Annotated in this window: 23 protein-coding genes; 18 read left to right on the forward strand and 5 right to left on the reverse strand. The window is 28.2% G+C overall.

Going from position 1 to position 23,376, the window contains the following annotated elements; translation table 11 throughout:
- Positions 1-319 precede the first annotated feature (319 nt).
- From nifV to BET03_RS03015, 6 genes are all read left to right on the forward strand, one after another.
- Complete coding sequence (gene nifV, locus BET03_RS02990) at positions 320-1,468, forward strand: homocitrate synthase (protein ID WP_279230327.1); 1,149 nt, start codon at positions 320-322, stop codon at positions 1,466-1,468.
- Between the two features lie 13 nt (positions 1,469-1,481).
- Entirely contained in the window at positions 1,482-3,413 is a 1,932-nt protein-coding gene (locus BET03_RS02995; protein WP_120167132.1) for an aconitate hydratase, read from the forward strand.
- 3 nt (positions 3,414-3,416) lie between these two features.
- Positions 3,417-4,418 (forward strand): isocitrate dehydrogenase (NAD(+)), encoded by a 1,002-nt coding sequence (locus BET03_RS03000; RefSeq protein ID WP_120167134.1) that lies wholly within the window; start codon positions 3,417-3,419, stop codon positions 4,416-4,418.
- An 80-nt stretch (positions 4,419-4,498) separates the two neighbouring features.
- Positions 4,499-5,164: a GntR family transcriptional regulator gene (locus BET03_RS03005; protein ID WP_120167136.1), complete on the forward strand. Its 666-nt coding sequence runs from the start codon at positions 4,499-4,501 to the stop codon at positions 5,162-5,164.
- A 240-nt stretch (positions 5,165-5,404) separates the two neighbouring features.
- Positions 5,405-6,508 (forward strand): mechanosensitive ion channel family protein, encoded by a 1,104-nt coding sequence (locus BET03_RS03010; protein ID WP_120167138.1) that lies wholly within the window; start codon positions 5,405-5,407, stop codon positions 6,506-6,508.
- Positions 6,509-6,512: 4 nt separating this feature from the next.
- The gene (locus BET03_RS03015) at positions 6,513-7,067 is read left to right on the forward strand and encodes an endolytic transglycosylase MltG (RefSeq protein ID WP_183108697.1); all 555 of its coding nucleotides are present in this window, start codon (positions 6,513-6,515) and stop codon (positions 7,065-7,067) included.
- A gap of 287 nt (positions 7,068-7,354) precedes the next feature.
- On the opposite strand, the gene BET03_RS03020 is transcribed toward BET03_RS03015, so the two are convergent.
- From BET03_RS03020 to BET03_RS03030, 3 genes are all read right to left on the reverse strand, one after another.
- Entirely contained in the window at positions 7,355-7,999 is a 645-nt protein-coding gene (locus BET03_RS03020) for a polysaccharide deacetylase family protein (protein WP_120167142.1), read from the reverse strand.
- Positions 7,996-8,331, reverse strand: coding sequence for a hypothetical protein (locus BET03_RS03025; RefSeq protein WP_120167144.1), 336 nt, complete (start codon positions 8,329-8,331; stop codon positions 7,996-7,998). Before BET03_RS03025 ends, BET03_RS03020 begins: the two co-directional genes overlap by 4 nt.
- A 129-nt stretch (positions 8,332-8,460) precedes the next feature.
- Positions 8,461-9,558 carry an AI-2E family transporter gene (locus tag BET03_RS03030; protein WP_183108706.1) on the reverse strand — a complete coding sequence of 366 codons (1,098 nt, stop codon included), beginning with the start codon at positions 9,556-9,558 and terminating at the stop codon, positions 8,461-8,463.
- Between the two features lie 231 nt (positions 9,559-9,789).
- Here BET03_RS03030 and BET03_RS03035 point away from each other — a divergent pair, with 231 nt between their 5' ends.
- From BET03_RS03035 to BET03_RS03070, 8 genes are all read left to right on the forward strand, one after another.
- On the forward strand, positions 9,790-10,548 hold the full coding sequence (locus BET03_RS03035) for a L,D-transpeptidase family protein (RefSeq protein WP_423246972.1): 759 nt from the start codon (positions 9,790-9,792) through the stop codon (positions 10,546-10,548).
- A gap of 325 nt (positions 10,549-10,873) precedes the next feature.
- Positions 10,874-12,391 carry a type I restriction-modification system subunit M gene (locus BET03_RS03040; protein WP_120167150.1) on the forward strand — a complete coding sequence of 506 codons (1,518 nt, stop codon included), beginning with the start codon at positions 10,874-10,876 and terminating at the stop codon, positions 12,389-12,391.
- Positions 12,392-12,499: 108 nt separating this feature from the next.
- Positions 12,500-12,760: a hypothetical protein gene (locus BET03_RS03045; RefSeq protein ID WP_120167152.1), complete on the forward strand. Its 261-nt coding sequence runs from the start codon at positions 12,500-12,502 to the stop codon at positions 12,758-12,760.
- Positions 12,761-12,775: 15 nt separating this feature from the next.
- Complete coding sequence (locus tag BET03_RS03050; RefSeq protein WP_183108698.1) at positions 12,776-14,050, forward strand: restriction endonuclease subunit S; 1,275 nt, start codon at positions 12,776-12,778, stop codon at positions 14,048-14,050.
- 11 nt (positions 14,051-14,061) lie between these two features.
- A complete protein-coding gene (locus BET03_RS03055; protein WP_183108699.1) occupies positions 14,062-14,880 on the forward strand; it encodes a hypothetical protein in 819 nt (272 codons plus the stop codon).
- A 50-nt stretch (positions 14,881-14,930) separates the two neighbouring features.
- The gene (locus BET03_RS03060; RefSeq protein WP_120167158.1) at positions 14,931-18,059 is read left to right on the forward strand and encodes a type I restriction endonuclease subunit R; all 3,129 of its coding nucleotides are present in this window, start codon (positions 14,931-14,933) and stop codon (positions 18,057-18,059) included.
- Between the two features lie 12 nt (positions 18,060-18,071).
- Entirely contained in the window at positions 18,072-18,785 is a 714-nt protein-coding gene (locus BET03_RS03065) for a M48 family metallopeptidase (protein WP_120167160.1), read from the forward strand.
- An 18-nt stretch (positions 18,786-18,803) separates the two neighbouring features.
- On the forward strand, positions 18,804-20,270 hold the full coding sequence (locus tag BET03_RS03070) for an SEFIR domain-containing protein (protein ID WP_120167162.1): 1,467 nt from the start codon (positions 18,804-18,806) through the stop codon (positions 20,268-20,270).
- Between the two features lie 30 nt (positions 20,271-20,300).
- Here BET03_RS03070 and BET03_RS14035 read toward each other — a convergent pair whose 3' ends face one another.
- Positions 20,301-20,627, reverse strand: a complete 327-nt coding sequence (locus BET03_RS14035; protein WP_120167165.1) for a tyrosine-type recombinase/integrase — start codon at positions 20,625-20,627, stop codon at positions 20,301-20,303.
- A gap of 3 nt (positions 20,628-20,630) precedes the next feature.
- Positions 20,631-21,023, reverse strand: coding sequence for a phage integrase N-terminal SAM-like domain-containing protein (locus BET03_RS14040; protein WP_183108700.1), 393 nt, complete (start codon positions 21,021-21,023; stop codon positions 20,631-20,633).
- A 265-nt stretch (positions 21,024-21,288) separates the two neighbouring features.
- Here BET03_RS14040 and BET03_RS13875 point away from each other — a divergent pair, with 265 nt between their 5' ends.
- The 4 genes from BET03_RS13875 to BET03_RS03100 are packed head-to-tail and all read left to right on the forward strand — an operon-like array spanning position 21,289 to position 23,351.
- Positions 21,289-21,828, forward strand: coding sequence for an AAA family ATPase (locus tag BET03_RS13875; RefSeq protein ID WP_183108701.1), 540 nt, complete (start codon positions 21,289-21,291; stop codon positions 21,826-21,828).
- Between the two features lie 8 nt (positions 21,829-21,836).
- On the forward strand, positions 21,837-22,547 hold the full coding sequence (locus tag BET03_RS13880) for an ATP-dependent nuclease (protein ID WP_279230331.1): 711 nt from the start codon (positions 21,837-21,839) through the stop codon (positions 22,545-22,547).
- A gap of 37 nt (positions 22,548-22,584) precedes the next feature.
- Positions 22,585-23,121, forward strand: coding sequence for a TOPRIM nucleotidyl transferase/hydrolase domain-containing protein (locus BET03_RS03095; protein ID WP_341466502.1), 537 nt, complete (start codon positions 22,585-22,587; stop codon positions 23,119-23,121).
- A 20-nt stretch (positions 23,122-23,141) separates the two neighbouring features.
- Positions 23,142-23,351 (forward strand): hypothetical protein, encoded by a 210-nt coding sequence (locus tag BET03_RS03100; RefSeq protein WP_120167175.1) that lies wholly within the window; start codon positions 23,142-23,144, stop codon positions 23,349-23,351.
- The last annotated feature ends 25 nt before the right edge of the window (positions 23,352-23,376 follow it).

Raw genomic sequence — 23,376 nt, forward strand, 5'->3', positions numbered from 1 at the left:
TTCAAAAAATAAACCTTGAGATTCTTGTATTTTTAATAAAAGACTTTTTTATAAAAATATTAAAGGGACTATAGTAAATTTTCATGTATAATTATGTACTATGAATACTATTTATAAAAATGAAAAACAAACAATAAAAAACTTCAAAAACCTAAAATTTTAAAACTTAAACAAAAACACTATAACTAAGAAAATAACTAGGATAAGTCTATTGAATTTGCAAAAATAAAAATTAAAACATATGAAATATATTGACACCTATCTTGCAATAATGTATAATTGTATACAGCGATACAATTATATAAAAGGGGGAGTTCATGTGAAAAGAAAGATCAGACTAGTTGATACAACACTAAGGGATGGAGAGCAAACAGCAGGTGTTGTTTTTGCAAATGAAGAAAAAGTTTATATAGCTAAGTTACTAGATAAAGTGGGAGTAGACCAAATAGAAGTAGGAATTCCAGTTATGGGTGGAGATGAAAAAGAAGTTATAAAAAAGATTGTAGATAGTAATCTTAATGCTAGTATCATGGCATGGAATAGGGCTGTTATAAAGGATATAAAAGAGTCAGTTGATTGTGGAGTAGATGCTGTTGCAATTTCTATATCCACATCTGACATACACATTAAATATAAACTAAAATCATCTAGAGCAGATGTTCTAAGAAAGATGATAGAATCTGTGCAGTTTGCTAAGGAAAATGGACTTTATGTATCAGTAAATGCAGAGGATGCTTCTAGAAGTGATAGAGAATTTTTACTTAAATTTGTAGAAAAGGCTAAAGATGCGGGTGCTGATAGAATTAGATTTTGTGATACAGTAGGAACTTTAAATCCAATAGATACCTTTAATGCTATAAAAATGATTAAAGATAATATAGATATAGATGTTGAAATGCATACCCATAATGATTTGGGAATGGCTACAGCCAATGCTATAGCTGGTGTTATGGCTGGGGCAAATTTTGTAGGAGTTACTGTAAATGGCCTTGGAGAAAGGGCAGGGAATGCTTCATTAGAGGAAATTATAATGGCTCTTAAATGTTCTTTAAAGTTTCAAAATAAATACAATCTTTCAGAAATAAAAAATCTATGTGAATATGTTGCTAGAGCATCAGATAGACCATTATATCCTTGGAAGACTGTTGTTGGTGATAGTATATTCTCACATGAATCAGGAATACACGCTGATGGTGCTTTAAAAAATCCTAAGACATATGAAATTTTCAGTCCAGAAGAAGTTGGCTTACAAAGAAGAATTGTTATTGGTAAACATTCAGGAACTGCAGCAATAAAAAATAGATTATCTCAAATAGGAATTACAGTTGATAATTATACTGCTTCTAAAATATTGAGTAAGGTTAGAGCCACTTCTGTTTCACTAAAAAGGGCATTATCAGATAGAGAACTTATAAGCATTTATGAGGATTACTTAATAGAAAACGGCCTAGATATGAAGGAAGCATAAAAGGGGGAGTACAATGGGTAAGAGTATTACTTATAAAATTCTTGAAGAACATTTAGTTGAAGGTGAGCTTAAAGAAGGAGAAGAAATTGGTATAAAAGTAGATCAGACTTTAACACAAGATTCAACGGGAACAATGGTATACTTGCAGCTTGAAGCTATGGGAATTGATTCAATTAAGACTGATTTGTCAGTTGCATATATTGATCATAATACATTACAGGCTGGATTTGAAAATGCAGATGACCATGAATTTATTAAAAGTGTTGCAGCAAAATATGGAATAATATTTTCTAAATCAGGAAATGGAATATGCCATCAATTACATTTAGAAAATTTCGGTAAACCTGGAGGGACACTTTTAGGCTCAGATAGTCATACTCCAACTAATGGTGGACTTGGAATGCTAGCTATAGGAGCAGGTGGGCTTGATGTGGCTGTTGCTATGGCTTCAGGGAAATATTGGCTAAAGGTTCCAAAGGTTGTGAATATTAATCTAAAAGGAAAGTTAAATCCTTGGGTATCGGCAAAAGATATAATTTTATATATTCTTAAAAAGTTGAGTGTAAAAGGTGGAGTCGGAAAAATAATTGAATACTCAGGAGATGGGCTAAAATATTTATCTGTTACAGATAGAGCTACAATAACAAATATGGGGGCAGAGTTAGGAGCTACTACATCGGTATTTCCTAGTGACGAAGAAACTTATAGATACTTGAAATCTCAGGGAAGAGAAGAAGACTGGATGGAATTAAAGGCTGATGATGATGCTAAATATGATGAGGTTATAGATATAGATTTATCAGAGATAACACCTCAAGTAGCAAAACCCCATAGCCCTGATAATGTTGAGTCAGTTGAAAATATTAAGGATCTTAAAATAGACCAAGTAGCCATTGGAAGCTGTACTAATTCTTCTTATACAGATTTAATGAAGGTTGCATCTATACTAAAAGGAAAAAAAGTTCATCCTGATGTAAGCTTATGTATTTCACCTGGTTCTAGCAGAATACTTAAAATGTTAGCTGATAATGGAGCTTTAGCTCATATGATTGAAGCAGGTGCAAGGATACTAGAATGTAGTTGTGGCCCTTGTATAGGTATGGGGCAAGCACCAAAAACTGATGGTATTTCTGTAAGAACCTTTAACAGGAATTTCTATGGTAGAAGTGGTACAAAAAGTGCAAAGGTATACTTGGTAAGTCCAGAAACTGCAGCAGCTTCAGCAATTAAAGGATACTTAACAAACCCAAGGAATTTAGGAGATGATGTAAAGATAAATGTTCCAGAAAAGTTTGACCTAAATGATAACTTATTTATTTATCCACCGAAAGATAGGGATAAAGTAGAGGTAAAAATGGGACCAAATATAAAACCTTTCCCATTAAATAGTAAGTTGAAGGATACTATAGAGGGAAAAATACTTCTAAAAGTAGATGATAATATTACTACAGACCATATAATGCCTTCTAATGCAAAGCTTTTACCCTACAGATCTAATATACCATATCTTTCTAAATTCTGTTTTTCTACAGTAGATAGTGATTTCTGGAAAAGATGTGAAAAAAACAATGGTGGTTTTATCATAGGAGGAGAGAATTACGGACAGGGTTCTAGTAGAGAACATGCAGCATTAGTTCCATTATATCTTGGTATTAAAGCTGTAATAGCCAAATCCTTTGCTAGAATACACAAGGCAAATCTTATAAATGCAGGGATACTTCCTTTAGAGTTTATAGATAATAATGACTATGAATTAGTAGATTTTGAAGATGAATTACAAATAGATAATTTATGTCAATTATTAGTAGAAGGGAAAAATATAACAGTTTTAAATAAAACTAAGGGTAAGACTTTTAAGGTTAGATTTGTAGGTTCTAAGAGAGATATAGACATACTAATAAAAGGTGGATATTTAAACTATGTTAAGAGTAGATTAGGGGGTTAAAAAATGGTAAAAGTAACTCTTATACCAGGGGATGGAATAGGTCCAGAAGTATCCTATGCTGCAAAAAAGGTAATTGATAGTACAGATGTTAATATAGATTGGGAAATAATTAATGCAGGTTCTGATATCTATAAAGGAACTGGAGAATTTATTCCAGAAAAACTATTAGATAGTATTTCAAGAAATAAAATAGTCTTAAAAGGTCCTATTACTACTCCTGTTGGAAAGGGATTTAGAAGTATAAATGTTAGACTTAGACAGAAATATAAAACTTATGCCAATGTAAGACCAGTAAAATCTATCCCAGGTCTTAAGACTCCTTTTAAGAATGTAGACTTAGTTGTAATAAGGGAAAATACAGAAGGATTGTATGCTGGAATTGAGCATAAATTAACAGATGGAGTAACTGAAGCAATAAAAGTAATAACTGAAAAGGCTTCAACTAAAATAGTAGAATTTGCCTTTAAATATGCCCAGAAAAATGGAAGGAAAAAAGTAACTGCTGTCCATAAAGCAAATATAATGAAGATATCTGATGGATTATTTTTAGAATGTGCTAGAAAAATTGCTCAAAAGTATCCTGATATTGACTATGAAGAAAAAATTGTTGATAATATGTCAATGCAACTAGTTATGTATCCAGAAAAATATGATGTTTTAGTAATGCCAAATCTTTATGGAGATATTTTATCGGATTTATCGGCAGGATTAGTAGGAGGATTAGGATTAGTCCCAGGAGCAAATATAGGAGATGATATAGGTATATTTGAAGCAGTTCATGGAAGTGCTCCAGATATAGCAGGAAAAAATATTTCAAATCCTACAGCTTGTATATTATCAGCCTCAATGATGCTTGACTATATAGGTGAAAAAGAATGGGCTACTAAAGTAAGAAAAGCTGTTTGGAAGGTCATAAAGAAAGGCGAGGCTATAACTAAAGATTTAGGAGGAAATGCCACTACAGAAGAAATGACAGAGGCTATATGTAAAGCTCTTGGGGAATAAAATAGATTGACTTTGGTGATTGTATGTATTAAAATTACTATGATGATAATTAATATATTTTAATTTGGAGAGGAGACTTTATGGGCAGTTTATTTACTGGAAATAAGGATACAATTTCATTATCTACAAAGATATTCAATTTTTTAAGGGATAGTATCTTAGATGGAAAGTATAAACAAGGGGATAAATTAGTAGAAATAAAACTTGCAAAGGAACTAGGAGTTAGTAGGACTCCTGTAAGAGAAGGTTTAAAACAATTAGAACTTGAAGGCCTTGTGGAAAATATTCCCAATAAGGGAGTTATAGTAAAGGGAATTTCAGAACAGGATATAAGTGATATATTGACTATTAGACTTGCTATTGAAGGAATAGCAGCCCAATGGGCAGTTGAAAGAATGACAAACGAAGATTTTAAGGAACTTAAAGAAATATATGAGCTTATGGAATTTTATACTTACTATAAAAAAGATGTTGAAAAGATTTTAGAATTAAATACTGAGTTTCATGAGTTAATTTATAAAGCTTCAAAAAGTAGATACCTAGAATATATTTTAAAAGGATTTCAAAGGTATATGAAAGGTGTAAGGAAAAAATCATTAAATACTGAAGGAAGACTAGAAGAGGCTTTAAATGAACATAAAGAAATCTTAAAAGCCTTTGAAGAAAGAAATCCAAAAAAAGCTAAAGAGGTTTTGGAAAAGCATATTACTAAATTAAAAGAAAATGCTCTTAATGAAAATAAATAAGTGGGATATCCTAATTATAGGATAATCCACTTATTTTTTTATAACATATAGAAAATTATAATCAAATAAAAATTGTAGATAAAATATAATTTTCGTTATGTATTTCAAAAAAAGTCAACCTTGAGAATCTTCTATTTTTAATAGGAGACTTTTTTATTAAGAACTTTGAAGGTTTTATAAGAATATTGTAGAATTTTATAAAGAACCCTATATTTATATATTTTAAAGAGGTGAAAATAAATGGAAGAAATAATAAATAGACTTCCTGAATTAAGTTTAGCCTATTTAGGTATTTCTATAAGACGAATAGGAATAGCAATTGGTATATTTTTTGTTTTTTTACTTTTAAGAAAAGTTGTAGTTAGATATATTTTTAAATTAGCAGCTAAGTTTACTTCAAAAACCAAATCTGAAGTAGATGATAATGTTTTAAAGGCCTTTGAGAATCCTACTAGAACCTTTATTGCAATATTTGGCTTGTATTTATCCCTTAGATATTTAAATTTAGGTATTATATTTAATAATTTTCTAAGTAAGTTTTTTAGGTCATCAATAATTGTTTTAGTTGCATGGGGATTATATAATTTAGAGGGTACATACTCAATTATTTTTGAAAGAATGGGAGAAAAGTTTAATTTAAAAACGAATAAGATTATTAAACCCTTTTTATCAAAAATTTTAAGGTTTCTTACTATAGCATTAGCTATAGGAATAGTTGCTCAGGAATTTGATTATGATGTAAGTGGTTTTATAGCTGGATTAGGTATTGGTGGATTAGCTATTGCAATGGCAGCAAAGGATAGTGTAGCTAATATTTTTGGAGGAATTGTTATTATTATGGATAAGCCATTTGATATAGGCGATTGGATTTCATGTTCCAAAATTGAAGGTGTAGTAGAAGATATAAACTTTAGAAGTACAAGGATAAGGACATTTTCTAAAGCATTAATAACAGTACCTAATTCACATTTGGCCAATGAGCCTATAACTAATCATTCAAGAAGAGGAATAAGAAGAGTTGATTTTAAACTTGGAGTAACCTATAGTACTACTAGGGAAAAACTGCAAAAATGTGTAGAAAAAATAGAAAAAATGCTAATTGAACATCCAGATGTGGATAAAGAAAAAATATTAGTTAAATTTGATGAATTTAATGATAGTAGTTTAGATATTTTGGTATATTATTTTACCAAAACAGCAGACTGGGAGGAATATTTAAGTATAAAGCAAGATATAAACTTTAAAATAATGGATATTTTAGAAGATGAAAAAGTATCTGTAGCTTTTCCAAGTAGAAGTATATATTTTGAAAATACATTAAAATCACAAGATAAGGATGAGTGATAAAATGAAAAGAGGTAAGAGATTTCTATTTATTGTATTTTTATTAGCTGTAGGAATTACACTTTTTACAACAGGAATAATAAAAGTTGCAAATTCAATGGTAGCTAAAAGGGAATATACAGAAGAGGAAATAAGAGAAAAAGCACGTGAATTGGGTATGATTGATCCAAATGAATTTATAACTATTGATGAAGAAGATAATAATGATCATAATGAAAAATCCAATGATAAAGAAGTAGAAAATGAAAATAAAGATGAAGAAGAAAATAAAGAGGAAAATGAAATTGAAAATAAGGAAATCAAAAATCAAACGGAACAAAATAAAGATATAAAAGATAAGGAAAATGAATTAATAGAAATAAAAATTAAAAAAGGTGAAAAAAGTGAGATAATAATAAATAAACTGTATGAAAGAGGTCTTATAACAAATAAAGAAGAATTTATTGCATTAGTAAGAAAAAGAGGAGATGGGAGAAACTTTATATATGGTACCTATAAGATAAAAAAGGGAACAGATTATGAAACAATATTAGACATCTTAACTGGAAAAGACAATTAACAATTTACAGTTGACAATTAGAAGTACAATTGAGAATGGAAAGTTGAATTTGTTAGTAGTTAGTGAAACGGGGGGACAGACCTATCATTGAACGAAGTGAAACTAAGACCTGTCCCCGTGTTTAACGGGAGTAAAGAACGTAATAAATTTAAAATTCAAAATGTAAAATTAAAAATGAGTTAGCAAAATACAGTTGTTGCTTTTGGTTTCGCTAAGAACCAAGAGCTAGCAACTAATAACTGCTTTTTTAACCGTTGTTTTTGGATTCGTAATGCCTCAACTTTTATTTATAAAAAATGTACATAAAATGAGTCTTTTGTAAGTATATCAAACCTATATCCTCTTTTTAATAATTCTTCAATAATAGTAGGTAATGCTTCAACTGTAGTAGTTTTGGGCCAACTATCATGAAATAAAACTATATTGCCACCATCTTTTACATCTTGTAATACTGAATTAATTATAATCTCTTTATCTTGAGTAACTTTAGTTGCATCCCTTGATGATACATTCCAGTCAAAATATTGGTAACCATCTAATAAGACCTTTGTAGTTAACCTTTCTGTTAATTTGATACCACCATACTTTTTTCCTATACTAGTATTAGAACCACCTGGAAATCTAATAATTTTTGGTTTTACACCTGCAACGGAAAAAAGAAAATTTTCTAGTTTTTTTAAGTCCTTTAGGAAAGCTTCCTCTGAAGAATATATTACTTTATAGTTATGACTAAAGGTATGATTTCCTATTGCATGTCCTTCATTTACAATTCTTTTATAAACTTTTTTGCCAAATTCTGTTGTATTACCACATACAAAAAAAGTTGCCTTTACTTTATATTTCTTAAGTATATCTAAGATTTTAATAGTGTTTTTGCTAGGGCCATCATCAAAGGTTAAATATATAGTTTTTTTATCAGGGAAATTATTCATTCGTTCTTTTTTTCGAAAAAAACCTTATTCAACCTTTCTGTTTTTTCTAATATTCTTTTATTTTCGTCTTTAATAGACTGAATTTCTAATACTATATCTTTATTAAATTTAGCCAGATTTTCAGTTAAAGTCTTTAACTCTTTAATATCATTATTGATTTCATTTGTATTAATTTTTTCATTATGAAGTTTAATAGCTTCACTGGTTATTTCCATTAGTTTTTTGTTTTGTTCAATTAGATATGAAGCTTGAAAACTATAAAAAATTACTGTTATGAAAATAAATACTATTAAAAAAATGTTAGTATCTATAACATTTTTTCCATTGTTCAAAAAGCTTCCCCCTTTACTATCTAGGCTTATCCTATATATTACTTATTTTATTACTATTAAAATATTAGGGGATGTATACCAAAAAGAATAAATTTTAATAAAGAAAACCGGTCATATGACCGGTTTTCTTTATATTTTAATGTTTTTATTTTTTAATTTATTATCTATATATCTTTCAAGGGTTAGTTTTATTATTGCTCCTATAGGTGCAGCTAAAAGCATACCTAAAATTCCAAATAATTTACCACCTACAATTATTGCAGTAATTACCCAAAATGGGCTTAATCCTAATTTGGTTCCAAGGATTTTAGGTCCTAGATATAAGCCATCAAATTGTTGTAGACCAAGGATAAATATAAACATCCATAGAGCCTTTATGGGATTATAAAAAAGTGTAATTAGGACTGCTGGAATCATTCCTATAAACGGACCGAAATATGGGATCATATTTGTTACACCAACAATTGTACTTATAAGCAGTGGATAAGGAACTCTTATAATAAGGGTACCAATAAGACATATTATTCCAATTATTAGAGAATCTATCATTTTTCCAATTAAATATTCAGAAAAGACAATATTAAATTCTTTTCCAAATCTTATTATTCTAGTTGCCCTTTTATTGCTAAAAAGAGCATAAGCAAGTTTTTTTATTTGATAAATAAATTTTTCTTTATCTTTAAGTACATAAACTGAAATGACTATACCTAAAATTAAGCTTACAATACCTGATGTAATGTTAATTGCTTGTATTATAGTTTGATTAAGTAATGGGTTTAAAGTATTAGTAATTTCTTCAATTTTAATGCTATTTATTGTTTCCTCTAAATATATTGCTATATTATATTTACCTAAAAACTCTAATCTTTCTATTTGATAAGCTAACCATTTTTGGGTTGTAACCACATAATTTGGTATATCACTTAAGATATTACCAGCACTTTCTACTATTCTTGGAGTTATTATTGCAATAATTAAAACTAATAATCCAAGTAAAAAGGTATATACAGTAAGAATACTCCAAAATCTTTTAAAATTAAACTGTTTTTCTAAATAAACCATTACGGGATTTAAAAGATATGAAACTAAAACAGCCCAAAAAAAGGGACTTAATACACTGATGAGTACGTCTACTATATTTGGATGGTTAATTATTTTAAATAATATAAAGGAAATAAAGATTATCGGAATTAGGTGAAAATAGTTTTTGTTATCGATTTTATTCAGCCCCCTTTACGATGATTCAACAAAAATACAATAAACTTGACATATTAATTATATCATTTTTTATACAAAAATGTTCAAATATTAAAAAATTATCCCTTATATTATAAGCTTTTCAGCTTTTATTTTATTTAAACAGTTAATTACAAATTTTTGAAATTAATTTTTTTGCTTAGTACAAGTTTTATTTAAATTATTAGTTCCATATAATTTATTAGATGAGGAGTGGTAAAATTGAGAAGATTTACCTTAATACTTTTTAGTTTTATCTGTATACTTATAGTTATTATAGTTGGAAACAAGATAACACTATATTTAAAAAATCAAAAAGTTGAAAGAAAGGGAATAAAGTTTGTTACTTCTCAGTATGAAAAATGGGAAGAGGAAAAACTAAAGGAAAATAAAGATTATAACTTGGGTATATTAATTGATATTGATAGAAAATATCTTTACCTTATTGATATGAAAAAAAACAAACTAATAAAAAGATATGTAGTTGCTACAGGAAGGCCCAGTAGTCCTTCACCTATAGGAAGTTACAAGATAATTGAGAAGGCTAAATGGGGTGGAGGATTTGGTTCAAGGTGGATGAGGATTAACGTACCATGGGGTAAATATGGCATACATGGTACTAATAAACCAGGTTCTATAGGATATAATGCTTCCCATGGATGTATTAGAATGAGAAATAAAGACGTTGAAGAGTTATATAGCTTAGTAAAATATAATACTCCCGTAGTTCTAATAAAAGGATCCTATGGTCCCTTTGGCCATGGATTTAGAACTTTAAGACCAGGTGATAGAGGAGCAGATGTTAGAGAGGTACAAAGGGTCCTTAAAGAAAAAGAATATTATTATGGGGCTTTAGATGGGATATATGGTAATGGTATGAAGGCTGCTTTAATAAGATTTTTAAAGGAGAATAATATGCCTATTACTGATAGAATAGGATATACTGTATATAAAAAGCTAGGAATTATATTAATGGATTAATATATCATGTTTATTTGTTAACAAATTTACTTTATAATTAGAATATCAATACATTAAAAACAACAGATTAAGGGGGATAAGGAATAGACAAAATAAAAAGAATACAATGTTTAAATAATTTTGCCCTAATGCACGTTAAAAATATAAACAAAACTAAAAAATAGTAAATATTAGTTAGGTAAAATTAAATAGGAAAACTGCTAATTATTACTTGACAGTAACAAAATGGCTTGTATACTGGAATATAATTACAAAGGTATGATATAATTTTTATAGTCAACAAAACTATTAAAGCAAGTTATTTTAATATCGGAGGGTGAATTATATGTCTAAATTAACACTACAAAAACTAGAATCAACTTTATGGAAGGCAGCAGACATACTTAGAGGAGAATTAAGTGCTGCCGAATATAAAGATTATATATTTGGTTTATTATTTTTAAAGAGGATGAATGATCAATTTGAAGTTGAAAGACAAAAGAAAAAAGAAGAATTTTTATCACAGGGTATGGCTGAAGAAGAAGTAAATATAATTCTTGAAGAATCTTCTATATATGAGAGTTTCTTTGTTCCAAAAAGGGCAAGATGGGAAAATTTAAGAAATTTAAATCTAAATATTGGGCCTGAATTGGACAAGGCGTTTAAAGCAATAGAAGATGAACCTAAAAATTCTGAACTTATAGGTGTACTTACGACTGCAAATTACAACGATAAGGAAAGGGTGCCAGATAAAAAGTTATCTCAACTTTTATTGTTGTTTGATAGTATAAATCTTTCAAATGATAATCTTGAAAATAAAGATGTACTTGGTAATGCATATGAATATCTAATAAAAAAATTTGCTGATGAAGGTGGTAAAAAAGGTGGAGAATTCTACACTCCAGAGGAAGTAGTTAAAGTTCTTGTAAATATCCTAAAACCACAAGAAGGAGACAGAATATATGACCCAACTGTAGGAAGTGGGGGTATGCTAATACACTCAACTCATTACATAGAAAAACATGGTGGTAACCCTAAAAATGTTTCACTGTTCGGTCAAGAAATAAATCTTTCTACGTGGGCTATTTGTAAAATGAATATGCTTTTCCATGATGCAAGGGGAGCAGATATACAAAAGGGCGATACTATAAGATATCCTATGCATGTAGAAGGTGGAGTATTAAAAACCTTTGATATAGTTCTTGCAAATCCACCATTTTCGTTGAAAAACTGGGGTAAAGAAGAAGCACAGGCAGATCCATATAATAGATTCCCATATGGAGTACCACCAAAAAGTTATGGTGATATGGCATTTGTATGCCACATGATAGCAAGTTTAAACGATAAAGGAAAAATGGGTACAGTAGTTCCACATGGAGTATTATTTAGAGGTGGAGCAGAAGGAAAGATAAGAAAAGGAATATTAAAGGATGATTTAATTGAAGCAGTAATAGGACTTCCTGCAAATATATTCTATGGTACAGGAATTCCAGCAGCATTACTTATAGTAAATAAAAATAAACCAGCAGAGAGAAAAGAAAAAATACTATTTATAGATGCAAGTAAAGGCTTCATAAAGGACGGAAACAAAAATAAACTTAGAGAAGAAGATATAGAAAAGATAACTAAGACTTTTGATGAGTTCAAAGATGTGGATAAATATGCTAGAGTAGTAAGTTTAGATGAAATAAAAGAAAATGATTATAACTTAAATATAAGTAGATATGTAGATACAACTGAACCAGAACCAGAAATAGATATACCAGAAGTTATTAAGGAAATAAAAGAATTAAAAGAAAAGTCTAAGAAAACAGAAGATAGATTAAATGAGTATTTAAAGGAATTAGGATTTGATGAAATTTAAAATAAGTATGTAAATAAGTTTTAAGAAACAGATGATGAATTAGAAATTTGTATTAGGTTAAATGATTGGTATTAAAAAACAAAAATAATAAGGGGAATACAAGGTAACATGGATAATGTTCTTACAAATGAATTATTTTATAAATCTCTGTTAAAAGTTTTTGTTGAGATATTTAAAATGGCATGGCAATTGGATGTTTTTAAGTCAGCAATTATAGGTATTCCTGTGTCTATAGTTACATATAGAATTGTTGGTTTCGTTTTTTCATGGGGTAGATATAATGGCATTTGGTTTGGAAGAGTAGGAGGAAAATTAATATATTATTGTATAAACTCGATTCTAATATGGTTAATTATGAAAGTGGTATAAAGAGAGGTGAAGCAGTTGGGAACAATTAACAATGAACAATTAATAAATAATAATCAAAATAAATATAAAAAGACAGAAATAGGAGAGATACCGAAGGAGTGGGAGGTTAAGGAAATAGGTGAAATAGGTTCAACTTATAATGGGTTATCTGGAAAAAACAAAGATGATTTTGGTAGAGGAAAGCCATTTATACCATATAAAAATATATTTGATAATTCAAAAATAGATATTAATTATTTAGATTATGTTGTTATTAAAGACGATGAAAATCAGAATAAAGTTAAGTACGGTGATATATTTTTTACAACGTCATCTGAAACACCAGAGGAAGTAGGTATGAGTTCTGTTATTTTAGATGAAATAGATGAATTATATTTGAATAGTTTTTGTTTTGGATTTAGATTAAATGATTTTAGTATATTGTTACCTGAATTTGCAAGATACTTATTTAGAGGAGGCAAAATAAGAAAAATAGTCTCAAGATTGGCACAAGGCTCTACAAGATTCAATTTATCAAAAACTCAGTTTATGAAGATAAGTATCCCTATTCCCCCACTTAAAGAACAACAAAAAATAGCATCTATTCTTTCAACAGTGGATGAACAAATTGAACAAACAGATGTATTAATCGAAAAAACTAAGGAACTTAAAAAAGGACTTATGCAAAAACTTCTGACTAAAGGTATTGGGCATACAGAATTTAAGAAGACGGAAATAGGAGAGATACCGAAGGAGTGGGAGGTAATACCCCTATTTGATACAGGAGAATATATAAACGGAAAAGCATTTAAACCTTCTGAATGGAGAGATGAAGGTATTCCTATAATAAGAATTCAAAATTTAAATGATAAAAATGCAACATATAACTACTATAATCTAGAAGTAGATAAAAAATATCATGTAAATAAAGGTGATTTATTATTCGCATGGTCAGGTTCTATAGGATTGCATATATGGAAAGAAGAGAAAGCATATCTAAATCAACATATTTATAAAGTTATTCCAAGCGAAAATGTAGATAAAAAATATTTATATTATCAATTATCTAGACAAATTGAAATTTTGCTTGAATTATCACATGGATCAACAATGAAACATATAACAAGAAAAAATTTAAAATTGGTAAAAATACCATTACCCTCACCTAAAGAACAACAAAAAATAGCCACTATTCTTTCAGAAGTAGATAACCAAATAGAGGAGTATGAAATAAAAAAAGAAAAACTTCAAAACCTTAAAAAAGGACTTATGCAACAATTATTAACAGGTAAAAAAAGGGTGAAAGTATAGTGAGATATGCTTTGGCTTTTCGAGATGCTAATTTCACAGAAACTCTAAAGTATATTGATGAAATTTCCAATAGATTTGTAAATGAAATAAAGAAGGTTAGTTACGTTTCAGGAGATGAAGAAATTCAGGAATTATTATCTGAACAAAGTTTAAATCAATTTTTAGCCATTACTTATTCATTAAATATCCCGATAAATGAGGCTAAGTTAAAGGATCCTAATTTTGAAGACCTTGGTGAATTGTTTGGATTTAATGATACATTAGAAAATAAAGCAAGACTTATGCAAATGTGGATTTCGTTGGGGTCTGCTCTTGAATCATTATTACAAATATTTCTGGGAATCTATTTAAGGGATTATGAAAATTCAGGATGGGGAAAATGGGAGAATTTTAAACTCCAAGAAACTAAAGAGAATCTATTAAGAACATTAAATGAGTTAAGAGAGAAAGAAATTATAAGTCAGAAACAAAAGAACACATTTAAGAAAGATATTAAGAACTATTTAAAAGATAAACAACAGACTAAACATTTAGCAGAGTTAATTTTAGGAAGTTTGATTAATTTTTATTATTCAAATAACTTGTGGCCAGATGATGATGCAGATAGGATAAAAGCAAAAATGGATTTTATTAGAGAAAATAGAAACTGTGTACATTCATTTAAGGAGAGATATGTAGGAACTTGGGAAGAATTACTTGATTCTTTAAAGTTTTTTACCCAGATTATGTTAGAACTTTTATCACGATTACCTGATGTAGATGAAATTCTCCAATATGAGATAGAACTAAAGTCTGAAATTGAGAGTTATTATAATGATTACTGGTATTAAAGATAGTTAAATAGTTTAAACTAGTGATATCAAAAGTAGGGGGGGGTAACATGTCTTATCTAGGGAATGAGGAAACCCTTGTTGAAATACCAGCAATTGAATACCTACGGGATAAATTAGATTATCAATTTGTCCATGGACAGTTTTTAACCCCTGAATATGGTGAAAGAGATTCAATGACAGAGGTTATATTAAAGAAAAGGCTAGAAAAGGCACTCAAAAGACTTAATCCATGGATGAATGATACTAATATAAACAAGGCTATAAGATATCTTACTAGACCAGAAAATTTAGGGGTTAATTTGTATGACATAAATGAGAAAATATATGACGCTATTGTAAATTTATCTTACTCATTAGAACAAGACTTAGATGGTAGTGGTAAAAAGAAATATTACACAATTAAGTTTATTGACTGGCATAATATAGATAATAATGAATTTTTAGTTACTAGACAATTTAAAGTACATGGACCAAATGAAAATATAATACCTGATATAGTTATATTTATTAACGGGATACCTGTAGTAGTTTTAGAGTGTAAATCACCATTTCTTGAAAAGAGTAAAAACGAAAATATGGGAAAATATGAAGCCTTTAATCAACTCCAAAGATACATGAATGCAAGAGGTGGAAATATAGTAGAAGGTGCAGAAAGACTCTTTTATACAAACTTTATTACAGGTATATTAAATAAATATCATGGTTACATAGGTACTATAAGTTCTACATATCAATTTTATCAGGAATGGAAAGACCCTTATCCTTTTAAAATAAAGGATATAGATGGAGTAGAGGATAATGGACAAAATATATTTTTACATGGCGTACTTGAAAAAGAGAATCTTGTAGATATAATGCAAAATTTTATATTATTTGAAAGTGGAGTTAAAAAGGTTTGTAGATATCAGCAATTTAGAGCAGTAAATAAGGCTTTAAAAAGACTTATTAAAGGTAAGGATTCAATAAGTCGTGGGGGAGTTATATGGCATACCCAAGGTTCGGGCAAATCGTTAACAATGGTATTTTTAGCAAGAAAAATAAGAAAAATTAAGGAACTTATGGATGCTACTATAGTTGTGGTAACTGATAGAATAGACTTAGATAAACAAATTTACAACACTTTTGTAAGAACATTATCTAATATTACTACACCAGTTAGGGCAGATAGTGTGGCTTCATTAAAGGAATTACTATCCCTTGCACAACCACAAATTATAATGACTACAATTCATAAGTTCCAAGGAGAAAAGGAAGATAAGGAAGTATTAAAGGATTCAAAACAAAAGAAAGGATTGTATTTTGAAAAAGAGTTTCCGGTTTTAACTACAAAGTCAAATGTTATAGTACTTGCTGATGAAGCCCATAGAAGTCAATACAAGACAATGGCAAAAAATATGAGGAATGCACTGCCAAATGCTGCTTTTATAGGATTTACAGGAACACCTATAGATAAAAAGGATAAATCCACAGTCAGAACATTTGGTAAATATATAGATAAATATGGCATAAAACAAGCAGTAGAAGATGGAGCAACAGTAAAAATAGTATATGAAGGTAGAAAACCAGAACTTCAAATTAAAGGAGACACATTAGAGGAATTATTTGACGAAGCCTTCGGAGATAGAAGTGATGAAGAGAAGGAAGCAATAAAGCAAAAGTATGCTAACAAAAGGACAATAGTTGAGGCAGACGAAAGAATAGAAGATATAGCCAAGGATATTCTTACCCATTATAAAGAGCAGATTTATCCTAACGGATTTAAGGCACAGGTAGTGTGCGTATCAAGGGATGCGTGTGTAAAATACTATAACGCATTAAATAAATATATGGGAAAAATTATAGGAGAAAAATTAGAAGTAAAAATTATATTTTCAGGTAGTCCTAATGATGAGCCATATTTAAAAGAACACCACACTACAAAAGCAGAACAGGATGAAATAATAAAAAGATTTAAGCAACCAATAGATAAGGATAAACTCTGTTTTATTATTGTAAAGGATATGCTTCTTACGGGATTTGATGCACCAATTGAGCAAGTAATGTATTTAGATAGACCACTGAAAGAACATAATTTACTACAAGCAATTGCAAGGGTAAATAGAACATATGGAGATAGTAAGAAGTGTGGTTATGTAGTAGATTATTATGGTATATCTAATCATCTAGAAGAAGCATTAGCAATATTTGATAAAGAAGAACTAGGACAGCCAATGGAATCCTTAGATTCAATATATAATCAGATGCTTTCTTATAGAGAAGCAGTCATGAATATGTTTAGAGGTGTAGACAAAGATGATTTAGACAGCCTAGTTAGAAAAATAGAGCCTGAAGATAAAAGGGCAGAATTTGAACTTGCGTACAAAAGATTTGCAAGTACAATGGAACAATTATTACCTTCACGGGTTCCAACTAATATGATAAATGATCTGAGATGGCTTACATATATAAGAGCAGCTGCAAAGGCCAGATTTGAACCACAAAACAAATTAGATATAGCAGGGTGTGGAGGAAAGGTTAAAAAAATAATATCAGAACATCTAAAATCTAAAGGTGTAGAGCAATGGATTGAGCCTATTACATTGTTTGATTCAAATTTTAATATAAAAATAAACAAATTAGAATCAGATGAAGCAGTAGCATCAAGCATGGAACATGCTATAAAACATGTAATAAATGTTAGAATGGATGAAAACCCTGTTCATTATACTTCGTTGCTAGAAAAACTCAAAAAGATATTAGATGAAACCAAGAATAACTGGATAGAGAGAAAAAATAAGTTAAAAGAATTTATAGAAAATGACATCCAAAAAGGAGAAATAGAGGAAGCAGAGGCATTAGGACTTACAAAGGAAGAATATGCTTTCTTTCAAACAGTTAAAAAACATCTTAAAGATGATAGTGATAATACAAATATAGTAAAAGAAGAAGGAGAAGATTATATATCAAATGAGATAATAGAATTATCGAAAAGTATTGCTAAGGATGTAAGCGAAATAGTAAAAGAAAATTATGTTATAGATTGGACAACAAATCCATCAAAGACCTCTGATATAGAAAGGGAAATTTATTTAACCCTTACAAAAAAATATTTTAAAAAGTTAAAGTTAGAGATAAGAAAACAGTTAGTACAGCCACTTCTTAATTTGGCCAAAAAACATTATGCAGTATTAGATTAAGGATGATACGAGATGAAACTATCATTTAACTTTGGAACAAGAAATATAGAATTTGATGTAGAATATAGAAACAGAAAGACTATAGAAATAAGCATGGAGCCACCGGATACAATAAACGTAGTGGCTCCTATTAATACTCCAGAGGATGTAATAATTAAAAAAGTAAAAAGCAGAGGCTCTTGGATAGTTCAAAAACTATTTGAATTTAAGAATATGGAATATAGAAAAATCAAAAGAGAATTTGTTAATGGAGAATCATTTATGTACTTGGGACGAAATTATTCTCTTCAGATAATAGATGATTTAAATATAAAAAGACCTGAAGTTAAACTATATCAAGGCAAATTTTATATAAAATCAAATACTAGACAAGAAGATATACTACAGGCTGCAATGGAAAATTGGTATAGGAAAAAGGCGTTAGAAAAGATAACTGAAAGGGTAAAGTATTATCAGCACTATTTTAAAGAAAAACCTTTAGATATAAAGGTAAAAGAGCAGCAGAAAAGATGGGCAAGTTGTACATCAAAGAATGAATTATTATTTAATTGGAGATGTGTAATGGCTCCATCTCATGTACTCGACTATATAGTAGTTCATGAAATGTGTCATATGGTTTATAAAAACCATTCAAAGGAATTTTGGGATTTAGTAGCATCAATAATGCCTGATTATCAAACTAGAAAAGAATGGCTTAGAGATTATGGGGTAAGGATGGATTTGTAAAAACTAAAGGGGGATAATATGGAAGATAACTCAAGAGTTCCAAGAGTGTTTATATCTTATAGTTGGTCATCGCAAGACCATGAAAACTGGGTGTTGGAATTGGCTGAAAGACTAGTAAACGATGGGATAGATGTTATACTTGATAAATGGAATTTAAAAGAAGGACAAGATAAATATGTATTTATGGAGAAATCTATAAAAAGAGAAGATGTAGATAAAATCTTAGTAATTTGTGACAAAGTATATCAAGAAAAAGCAGATGAAAGAAAAGGTGGAGTAGGGACGGAATCTCAAATAATATCAAAAGAAGTGTATGAAGATACTGGTCAAGAAAAATTTATACCTATTATAAAAGAATTTGATGAAAATGGACAACCCTTTCTGCCTACTTTTTTCAGTACAAGAATTTACTTAGATTTTTCAGATCACTATAAATATGAGGAGAGTTATGAAAAATTAGTAAGAAGTTTATATGGGAAGCCCATGTATAAAAAACCCAAACTGGGTTCTCCTCCACCATATATTTTAGAAGATGAAGTTGATAACTCTAAAACTAAATACTATGTAAAACAGATTGAAAATGCAATATTGAATAATAAGAAATTCACAAAGGGGTTAATTGTTGATTTTTTAGATAAAATCATTGAATCTCTCGATGAATATAGAATCTATATTGATAATACATCAAATATTAATGAATTTGATGAACTAGTAATAGATAATATAAATAAATTAATACCGTTAAGAAACGATTTTATCAAAGTAGTAGATATAATTTTTAAATATAAAGAACATATTGATCTCAATAAGTTTCATAGGTTTTGGGAAGAAATAATAAAATATCAATATAAAACACCAGATATGAGTTCGTATTATCAATTCCAATTTGATAATTTTAAGTTTTTTATATATGAATTATTTCTGTATTTTATAACTATATTATTAAAATTAGAAAAGTATGAAGAAGCATCTTTTTTCATTAATGCTACATATTTTTATAAAATTAACAATTATGGAGAATTAGTTAACGGCAATATATCAGAATTCAATAATTATGTAGAATCACTTGAACAAATAAGGCAAAATAGATTAAAGTTAAATAGAATATCTATAACAGCAGATTTAATAAAAGAAAGGGCTAATATTCACAATATAAAATTCAGAGATATTGTTGAAACAGACTATTTATTATTTTTTATAACGATAAATAATAGTAAAGATAGTATAAGGCAAGATATATGGGTTCCTAGATGTAGTGTTTATAATAGTTATCATAGAAAACCTTTAATATTTGAGAAGATGATTTCTGCTAGACACTTTGAAAAAGTTAAAATACTATTTAAAGTTAATACACCTGAAGAATTTAAAAATATGATATTAAAAACTACGGATTTAGGTATAGATAAAGACTATTATAAATCATTTTATCGTATTATTTCTATAAATAAAGTAGTTGATATAGAAAAATTAGCAACTTTAGATTAATCATAAATATAATAAAACAATATAAACAAATTAGAAAGGGAATATCTTTAGCACGGATATTCCCTTCGGTATTTTTCTATTTTTCAAATATTCTTGTATAGCATTTCTGCAATCTGGGTTTATTGGAACTTTTCTATACTTGCCATGCTTACCGTAAATTAATAAATAAGAACCTCTTTCACGAAGTACTATATTATCAATTTTCAAAGAAATTACTTCACTAACTCTAAGATCATGTCTTAATAGTTTAATTATCAAAATATGATGCTTATAACCACTCCTGTAAATTTCCCTTTTTAGTTTCCGAAATGTCTTTTCATCTATCCATTTAGGTTGTGAAGGATTTTCAATTTTAATTTTTTAAAGATTCTTTGATACATCTTTTTTTATATAATTATAAGAATAAAGAAAAGAAAAGTAGTTTTTTAGGCTCATAATCTTTAAATTTACTGTATTTGCTTTTGCATTTTTAATATTGATTAGATAGGACCTAAAATCGCGGAGGTCTATTGTTGTAATTATTTGGGGTTGAAAGGAATCTGTATTAGATTTATTAAACCACTTTATAAAATTAACAATATTGTCTATATAAGTATTTATAGTTAATTCTGTTTTATCTAGATTTTCTAGATATCCTTTAAACTCATTTAAATAATAACAATCCTTATTGATATATAAATCCCTTTTTTCATCTTTAACATACCTCCAAAATATTTTTTTAGAAGTATATAAATTTTTGATATTCAGTTTCAAGAAAAATTTAGTTTTTTGTATATAAAAATTAATAAAATTATGGCCTAAAAAGTTTTGTTTCCAATTTTTTAGCCTTATTTGTTAATGCATAAATTTTACAATTAGAATATTACTGCTTTTGAAAAAGAGTAATTTTTGGTTGAAACATAAAATTGAAAAAAGAATTCTAGTTATGTTTAAAAGTTATATGGAAAATCAAGGAAAAGTATTTTATAATAAAAGTGTAAAAGTTTGTATTATATATTTCAATAACAGAGGGTATCGAATGTTCGTTTCGAAATTATACATAAAAAACTTTAGAAGTATTAAGAAATTAAAAATTTCATTTAGATCAGGTAAAAACGTATTGGTTGTAAAGAATAATGCAGGAAAAAGTAATATAGTTAAAGCATTAAATTTGGTTTTAGGTGAAAAAAATCCTGTATATTCAAGGCAAATAAATGAAAAAGATTTTTTTTCATGTTCAAAAGATGGACAAGTAGTAAGTGAGAAGGCATTTTTTGTTGCAGCAAAATTACAAGGAAAAGATATAAATAAAACAATATTTCAAAATGTTAATGGATTATGGTTGGCAACTTTTAAAAATTCAAATCCGTTAGAATCTTTTTTTGAAGGTAATAACTCAAAGAGTTACGAAATTCTCATGGGAAATTTTCAGAATATTAAGAACAGAGAGTATTATAAGGATAAGAATCAGTTGTTTAATATGTTTAATAATGCAGATGAACTATACATTTATTTTTGTGCAGTTAAAGATGATGAGCAAAAGCGTAATATGGATTATTATCAAAAAAATATTCAATAACTTACAGTATATTATTAAAACATGATAACAACTATTATAGATGTTCAAAATTTCCAAATGACTTAAGGAATTCTTTAATAACAAGTGCAATTCTACCGGCTTTTAGAGATGCAAATAATCAATTGAGAATTAGTGATTGGAGGTTGTATGGGAAACTAATTAAACATATATGGGAAAATTCGGATTTTAACAAGAAAGCAGTTATAGAGAAAAAACTTGATGAAATTAAACAAATAACTGATGACATTTTTGATGATGCTATTATGGATATTCAACAAAAGATTAGAGAAGCAATATACTTTAGTAATATTTCATTCCAATTATTAGAAAATACTAAAGATGATATATATAAAGGGATAGAAGTTTTTATTGACGATGGAATTTTAGGATTATTAAAGGATAAAGGAACTGGTATACAAAGTGCTTTTATAATATCATTATTTTCATATTATTGTAGTAAGTTTCATAAAAATTCGTCACTACTTGTAGTAGAAGAACCAGAAATTTATCTACATCCTCAAGCAAGAAGAGTATTATCGTATAAGTTTGATGAGTTTGTTAACCTTAATCATATTAACGGCAACCAAGTTATAATAACGACTCATTCAAGTGAATTCATTAGAAATACTAACTTAGAAAATATTATTCTTGTAAAAAAAGTTAACGGAAGAACTACAACTAAGAGTATTACATTGCATTCTGAAAAAATAAGGATTTAATAAAATTCAAAATATAATATCTACAAAAAATGCAGAAATATTTTTTGCTGAAAAAGTTATTTTAGTAGAAGGTGGAGAAGAATATATTGTACCATTAATTGTAGATGAATATTTTGGAAAGTCTGGTTATTTAGATAATAATAATATTACAGTAGCAAAAGTTGGAGGTAAATATTTTTTTAAACCTTATTTGCAATTAATATCTGCCTTAGGAATTGAATATTATGTTATTGCTGATTTTGATATGCTTTATGAAGGATTAGAACATTTAAGAGAATTTATTAATTGTGTTACTTATTTAGACATTAATGAAATAAAAAGTGAATTATTTAAAATTGTTACACCTGATAATCAATGGAAAGAAAGCAAAAAAATAAAGAAACAATTAAAAAAGTATAATGCAAAAGAATTTTGCAATCTAGTAGAAAAGATATGTGATACTAAAGAGTATGATGAACAATTATGTGAGATATGGTCAGATATTAAACCTAGATTTAAGAAGAAAATAGATTATGAAACTTTAAAGCAACGTAAAAACTTACAAAAAAAATATATAATTTTATTGACAAATTAAAAGAAGATAATATTTATATTATGAAAAAAGGAGAATTAGAGGATTATATAACGTCTTATGGCTGGCAAGTAATAAAAGAATTTGGATTTTCAGATCAAAAAGAGTTGAGAATAATGAAGTTAGCAGAAATGATAAGTAGAGGGGATATTAAATTAGAAGATGTTATGGACGTACAAGAGTATTTAGAAGTGATTAAGAAAATAAAAGTTTTATTAAATAATAATATTTAAATATAAGTAAGAGATTATATATATT

The sequence above is a fragment of the Thermohalobacter berrensis genome, from assembly GCF_003609645.1.
GTDB lineage: Bacteria > Bacillota > Clostridia > Tissierellales > Thermohalobacteraceae > Thermohalobacter > Thermohalobacter berrensis.